This is a genomic window from Mucilaginibacter sp., assembly GCF_036383575.1.
Classification (GTDB): Bacteria; Bacteroidota; Bacteroidia; order Sphingobacteriales; family Sphingobacteriaceae; genus Mucilaginibacter.
In genome coordinates, this window is sequence record NZ_DASVOB010000667.1 from 1 (window position 1) to 6,838 (window position 6,838).

6 protein-coding genes are annotated in these 6,838 nt (G+C 43.4%); 1 reads left to right on the plus strand and 5 read right to left on the minus strand.

Annotation, left to right across the window (positions count from 1 at the left end):
• The 5 genes from VF500_RS23355 to VF500_RS23375 all read right to left on the minus strand — a co-directional run.
• A partial coding sequence (locus VF500_RS23355; protein WP_330861982.1) for a TonB-dependent receptor occupies positions 1–1,877 on the minus strand: 1,877 nt, incomplete at its 3' end.
• Positions 1,878–2,180: 303 nt separating this feature from the next.
• The gene (locus tag VF500_RS23360) at positions 2,181–2,552 is read right to left on the minus strand and encodes a hypothetical protein (RefSeq protein WP_330861983.1); all 372 of its coding nucleotides are present in this window, start codon (positions 2,550–2,552) and stop codon (positions 2,181–2,183) included.
• Between the two features lie 138 nt (positions 2,553–2,690).
• On the minus strand, positions 2,691–3,047 hold the full coding sequence (locus tag VF500_RS23365; RefSeq protein WP_121224339.1) for a hypothetical protein: 357 nt from the start codon (positions 3,045–3,047) through the stop codon (positions 2,691–2,693).
• A 244-nt stretch (positions 3,048–3,291) separates the two neighbouring features.
• A complete protein-coding gene (locus VF500_RS23370) occupies positions 3,292–3,657 on the minus strand; it encodes a glycoside hydrolase (protein ID WP_121228922.1) in 366 nt (121 codons plus the stop codon).
• Between the two features lie 113 nt (positions 3,658–3,770).
• On the minus strand, positions 3,771–4,127 hold the full coding sequence (locus VF500_RS23375) for a hypothetical protein (protein WP_330861984.1): 357 nt from the start codon (positions 4,125–4,127) through the stop codon (positions 3,771–3,773).
• A 294-nt stretch (positions 4,128–4,421) separates the two neighbouring features.
• Here VF500_RS23375 and VF500_RS23380 point away from each other — a divergent pair, with 294 nt between their 5' ends.
• Positions 4,422–6,641: a putative Ig domain-containing protein gene (locus tag VF500_RS23380; protein ID WP_330861985.1), complete on the plus strand. Its 2,220-nt coding sequence runs from the start codon at positions 4,422–4,424 to the stop codon at positions 6,639–6,641.
• Positions 6,642–6,838 lie beyond the last annotated feature (197 nt).

Below are 6,838 nucleotides of genomic sequence, written 5' to 3' on the forward strand. Positions count from 1 at the left end.
GAGTATTCAATACCGAGGTGACGTGTTGCGCCGGCGTTTTGGTTTTGTGTTGTGTTATCAGGCAGTAACTGGTTAATGATTTCGTTGTGGCCTTCCAGATCAAACACACTCAGCTCAAAGTATAGCTTTTTGTTGAAAGCGGAGAACCAGCCTCCCGCTTCGTAATTATCAAAAGTAGCTTGTTTAAGCTGGGTAAGCTGGCGCGAGCTGTACAAGTCGCCGGTTTCCGGTGGCTGGAAGCCTACACTGTAGTTAGCGTAGATACCTTTGTTGTTACCAAAATTATAGGTGATGCCCAGTTTGGGAGCGACAATGTTGAAGTTGTTGTTTTCCTGCTGTTTGTATTTGGTTTGTCCGGCGGGGATCTCATTATCAAAGTTATAATGAACCCTGTCGTACCGTAAACCGCCTACTATTCTTAGTGCTTCAGCAGGTTTGATCTCATACTGAACATAAGCCGCTGTATTAAACAGCTTGATCTTGTAATTATCAATGTACCTGCCGGTATTGCTAAAGCCGGTGTAATAGTTATTAGCTACATCTTTGGTGATATCAAGGTATTGGGCATAGTATGAACTTGGGCTATCGTCCATATAAACACCACCGATCAACCTCGAATGCAGGAAATCGAAATCAACCCGGTGTTGGGCTAACAAACCATAGCTGTTGAATTTCTGATCGTTCACCTGTCCGTTACTACTTTTGTAAACGCCGTTGGCATCACGTACATCGGATATAAAATAGCTTGGCAATTGCGCGGTTGAATTACCGCGGAAAAACAGAGTTACAAAAGTGCTGTTCTTATCATCCCACTGGTGATCTAACCGGGTGCTGGCACGGAACGATTTTACCTTACGATAGGTAAAACGCTGATTGGCGCCATAGCTGCGGTCGTAAAAACGGGCGCTGTCTAAACTGCCTGGGGTTTGGGTGTTAAGGTAGTTGTAAGCTGCCGAGGTTGTAAGTTTGGTTTTGGCGCTGAAATCATAAGTAGTTTTAAAGTTAGCCGAGTACTTATCAAAATCAGAATAATCCTGCCAGCTATCGGTTTGGTGGGCTACATAGCCGCCTACGTACAAACCAAATTTGCCTTGTGTAAAGCCACCATCGGCATCCACGCGGCGGTAATGATAGTTATCGCCCTGAACAGAAACATTGCCTGCATAACCCGTAGGAGGCCCCTGGGTAATAAAGTTAACGGCACCGCCAATGGAGTTACTGCCATAAAGCGATGAAGCCGGCCCTTTAATTACTTCAATATCCTTAACGCCCGACATGTTGATCTCATAAAGTGAGTTATGGTTGAAGATGCCTGTAGGGCGGATAGGCACACCATCTTCCATATATAAGTAAAGCGCGTTGTAGGTAATTGGCTGACGGATAGCCATAGTATGCTGCTCGTTACCCAGGTTCACCATGTAAACACCTGCTACCTTGTTCAGTAACTGGTAAAGGGCAGTAGCCTTGGTATCCTTAATTTGGGTAGAGTTAATTTTACTGATAGCGATAGGGGCGTCCTGCCTGGCCTGGCCTTCGCGACTGGCGGTTACTACTACCGGCTGCAGATCGACGGTTGAAGGTTCGAGCGCTACATCAAGCTTTTGGCCTTTTATGGCAGATACTTCAATGATACGCGCGCTGTAACCAACCATGGCAAATTTAAACCTGGTGATGCCTTGTGCATTGATACTGAAATGGCCTTTGGCATTGGTCATGCCCAGTTTTGCGCTGTTTTGAACATCTGCATTGCAGATTGACGCACCGGCGATGGCCTCATGTGTAATGGCATCAGTAACTGTGCCTTGTATGGTAGTTTGGCCGTAAGCCAGCGTTTTAATAAGTATAAAAGTTATAAGTAGGATTAAATATCGTTTCATTATATAGTATTACAGGAGTTACCTCCCGGTGTAAAAATGGGTAGAAGCATACTACATGTCATTGCGAGGAGGAACGACGAAGCAATCGCGAACTTTGCAAGCAGGCCTGCAGGTTTGCAACTATGACGTCTCCTTTGCAAGGAAATGAGTTGTTGATTTAAGGATTGGGAACGAAAGCAGCCTATGCAAGTGGGCCTTGCATACGTGCGATTGCCACGCTACGCTCGCAATAACATGGTTGTAGTTATATCGTAAGCATAACTATCCAACATCATCAATTAAAAACCAATAAAAATGAAATGATTATCCTAACTGCGGAGGCTGGAATATCGTAGCCGGGCGATCTGCCGGTACGGTTGGGGTGTAGGGGGTTGAAATAACCTGCAACAGGCTGGAGTGGAATTTTACATCAGTTGAACTGATGACATAAACCTCCTGAAAGAGGCTCTTTTGCGACTGCCTTTCGTCGCTGGCCTGCTTGTCCTCTGCCTGTTTGATCTTTTTCGCGAAGTAACACTTACCATCGCAATGCAGCCAGGGTTTGTTCCTGTTTTCGCAAAGCTTGGTGGCAATGTAATTTCTGTTCAGCTCAAAACCCGCGAAAATGAAGAGTCGCGAGAAATTGACCGTGATCAGCGAAAAGATGAGTAAATAGGCTGTAATACGTTGCAGCATGGTGCAAAGGTAAGCCCTGCGCGTTTAATAAGCAACTTTAGTTAAAAGTCGGTAGTCTTAAGCCCGATGTTCTAAGTCTAAAGTCATAAGTCCGGTAGCAAGTTTTGACTTAAGATTTAAAGCTTAAGATTATAGACTTCATTTATCTCTTTTCAGCGTAGCATGCATATGCTGGCCTTTATAAACCAGGTTCATGCCAATGGAATCTGCATAAACTTTGCCGGTATGCGGCGAACTGCCTCCTGGTACCGGGATACTGAACGAAAAATTATCGCCATTGATCATGCCGTCGGTAATAGCTACATCGCCTTGAGGAGCATGGGCCGTACCGGTAAGCTTACCACTGTCTATCTTAAAAGTGTAACTTAAAGGAAAATGATCATCACCCGGAAGTTTTAATGAACCTATCCACTTGCCGTTAATATCGGCCATCGAAATAAAACTAAAAGCGGTAATAATAACAAACGCACTGATCGCCAGGAACTCTTTTTTCATTGTTGATATAGTTTAAGCAGATACCCCTATATGCTGTAATTTAAACTATATACAATTTTGTTGCCTTTAAGTTTAATAAAAAAGCAAAAACCTTACCGGAGGGTAATGTTTTTGCTTTTTTATTATAAGGAAGACGTCATCCTGAACTTATTTCAGGATCCCACAAGCAGGTGAACCATGCAGGGCCGCTTAGCAAGTGGGGTGCCGAAACAAGTTCGGCATGACTATTATATTGGTAGGAAACTTATTTTTTATCAACCGGTCTTTTCAATACTGAGCTGCTTTTTGAGCCATTGATATCCAGCTCAACGCTGATCGAATCGCCCAAGAATTTACCTGTATGAGGGATCACGATACCGCTGGTGGCTACTGTAAATGAAAAGTCGGTACCATTGGTTTTGCCTTCTTTGATATCAACATCACCTTCCGGGGTTAACGCTGTACCGGTCAGTTTATCGCCATCAACCTTGAAATTGTATAGCAATGGATATTCCTGGCCGTCGCTTGTGATCAGCTTGCCTGCCCATTTACCGTTAAGATCGGCTATAGCAGCAAGGCAAATCATAAAGCAGCTTACCAATAGGGTAGTAGTAAAAATCTTTTTTTTCATAAAATATTGATTTGGTTTATAAATATAAGAACCTTGATTTATAGGATGAAATGATTACATGATATTTTGTGCGATTTAAATATCATGTAATCCTTAAATCAGGAAGATCAAGTTTATTGAGCTCGTTTTAACGTAGTATGTGTTTTTGAACCGTTAGCTTCAATATCAACACCCACCGAATCACCATAAAACTTACCTGTATGGGCAATGTGAATATCTTCGATACTTACAGTGAATTTGAAATCGTTACCGGTTATTTTGCCGTCTTCAATTGGCATATCGCCTTTAGGGGTTTTGGCTGTTCCGGTTAGTTTATCGCCGTCGATCTGGAAATTATAAAGCAATGGGTAAACTTCTCCGGTTTCCATTTCAAGTTTGCCCTCCCATTTTCCGGTAATTCCGGCAAGGGCTGCAAAGCAGGCCACAAAACAAGCTGTTACAAGGGCTAAGGTTAAAAAAGTCTTTTTCATAGCGGTTGTTTTTCTATCAGTAAATGTATAATCGATATTAAACCAGAACGTAAACTGTACATTAAGTTTACTGTCGGTAGTATTATCGGTTTATAAACAAAAACTGTACTATAACAGCCTGATGCTTAACTCAAAGGATGCTTTTTTACATTGAGTTGTATTTGTGGGTGTTTTTTGAATGTTGTAATATAAATGTTAACAATACATTTCTAATTATTCAAAATCCTTGTACCTTTAAAACGCATATACTAACCATGCGAAATCCTGTTTCGCTATACATTTTAAACAACCTTTATGATAAAAAAGATCTTTACTGCATTGCTTTTGCTGGGCGGCACCTACCTGGCGGCTTCGGCACAGGATGTTCAGCTTAACAAAGGCTGGAAATTTGCCGTTGGCGATTCCGCGCAATGGTCGTCCCCAACTTTTAACGACCAAAATTGGCAAAATATTGATGTTGCCCATTCCTGGGAGCCGCAGGGGCATCCCAATTACGATGGCTTCGGCTGGTATCGCCTCCATGTGGTGATCCCTTCATCACTTAAAGAAAAATCATATTTGAAGGACAGTCTCCGATTAAACCTGGCCAGTGTTGATGATAATGACGAAGTATACCTGAACGGAAAACTGATCGCCAAATATGGCGGCCGCAGCGGAACCATTAAAGATGGAAATTACGGGCCGAGAACTTATAATATTTCAGCTTCCGATCCGGCTATTTTATGGGATAAAGAAAACGTTCTTTCTATCCGCATTTACGATACCGGTGGTGACGGTGGTATTTATGGCGATAATTTTAGCATCGGTATGGCCGATGTAATGGATCATGTTACGGTAAATACCGACGGCGATTACAGTTTCCAGGAAAACAACAGCCTCGCAAAATCAATTAAACTGATCACTACCAATAAATACCAGTACCAGGGTACTTTGGCCTTTAAGGTTACCGACCCCGAAACAGGCGCGGTCATTTACGAAAAAACAAACCCCGCAAACTTCACTGCCGGCAAACCTTTCACTTATTCGTTCGTGATAGCCCGGTTAGCTAAAAAATCTTACACTATCGCCTATACCTTCACCGATCAGAAATCGGGCAAGGATATTGTTAAAACCGAAACTACGCCTTATATCCTTACCCCTTATCCATCGGCCAAGCCAAAAATTAATGGCGCTGATGTTTACGGTGCAAGACCGGGTAATCCTTTTCTTTACCTGATCCCGGCCACTGGTAAAAAACCGCTTATCTACAAAGCAGATGGGTTGCCTGCCGGTTTAACGCTTGATGCTAAAACAGGTATCATTACTGGCTCTGTTAGCCAAAAAGGTGATTATCCTGTAACGCTTACAGTTACCAATAGCTTAGGCAGCAAAACCAAAACGCTTACTGTTAGCATTGGTGATAAAATAGGCCTTACCCCGGCCCTCGGCTGGAACAGCTGGAATGCATGGGGATTGAGCGTGAATGATGAAAAAGTAAAGATCTCGGCCAAAGAAATGTCGGAGAAACTGAGTGCCTACGGCTGGAACTATATTAATATAGATGATGGCTGGGAAGCGGAGAACCGCGCCGCCGATGGCGCTATTGTGGCTAACAGCAAGTTCCCTGATATGAAAGGTTTAACCGATTATGTGCATAGCCTTGGTTTACATACCGGTATTTATTCATCGCCTGGTCCGCGTACCTGCGGTGGCTTTTTGGGTAGCTGGCAGCATGAAGATCAGGATGCTAAAACCTATGCCGATTGGGGATTTGACTATTTAAAATACGACTGGTGTTCTTACTCGGAAGTTACCCCTCCGCATCCCGACCTACCTGCGCTTAAGAAACCTTATGAATTGATGCGTTCATCTTTAAACAAAGTGAACCGCGATATTATGTTTAGCTTTTGCCAGTACGGCTGGGGCGACGTTTGGAAATGGGGTGCCGAAACCGGCGGTAACAGCTGGCGTACCACCGGCGATATCCAGGATACCTGGAGAAGTATGAGTGATATTGGCTTTGGTCAGGACCCTGCTTCACCTTATGCTGGTCCTGGGCATTTTAATGATCCGGATATGCTGGTTGTGGGCAAAGTGGGCTGGGGGCCAAGCCTGCATAACAGTCGTTTAACTTATGATGAGCAATATACCCACATCAGCTTATGGAGCTTATTGTCGGCACCGTTGTTAATTGGCTGCGACATGGGGCATTTGGACAGGTTTACGCTTAGTTTGCTAACCAACGACGAAGTATTAGCTATTGACCAGGATGCTTTAGGTAAAGGAGCGAGGCAGGCTTCTAAAACAGAGGAGCAGCAGATCTGGGTGAAGGAGCTTAACAAAGGCGAAAAGGCTATAGGTTTCTTTAATACATCTGATAAATATCAAACCGTTAACCTGGATGCTAATGATAAACTGTTAAAAGGCTTTGCCAAAGCCCGCGATGTGTGGGAGCAGAAATACCTGATAGCGGTTAATCATAAGTATACTTTCAAAATACCACCTCACGGTGTGAAACTCATCCGGGTTATGTAAGTAAATTGTTTAGTATGAAAAAAGGCCTTTGTTTACTCGACAAAGGCCTTTTTCATATGCGTGTCGCGTCCTGAAATAAGTTGACACTCAAGTTGACTTATATGGAAAAACGAACAAAGAATGTAAGTAGGCGCAGTCAGCGCGATTACAGCCTTGCCTTTAAGTTGCAGGTCGTGCAGCAGGTTGAAAAAGGCGAA

Bases quoted from the DNA above. Each gene is read 5' to 3' on its own strand.
- VF500_RS23360 (WP_330861983.1), bottom strand. From the start codon at position 2,552: ATGCTGCAACGTATTACAGCCTATTTACTCATCTTTTCGCTGATCACG.
- VF500_RS23365 (WP_121224339.1), bottom strand. From the start codon at position 3,047: ATGAAAAAAGAGTTCCTGGCGATCAGTGCGTTTGTTATTATTACCGCT.
- VF500_RS23370 (WP_121228922.1), bottom strand. From the start codon at position 3,657: ATGAAAAAAAAGATTTTTACTACTACCCTATTGGTAAGCTGCTTTATG.
- VF500_RS23375 (WP_330861984.1), bottom strand. From the start codon at position 4,127: ATGAAAAAGACTTTTTTAACCTTAGCCCTTGTAACAGCTTGTTTTGTG.
- VF500_RS23380 (WP_330861985.1), top strand. From the start codon at position 4,422: ATGATAAAAAAGATCTTTACTGCATTGCTTTTGCTGGGCGGCACCTAC.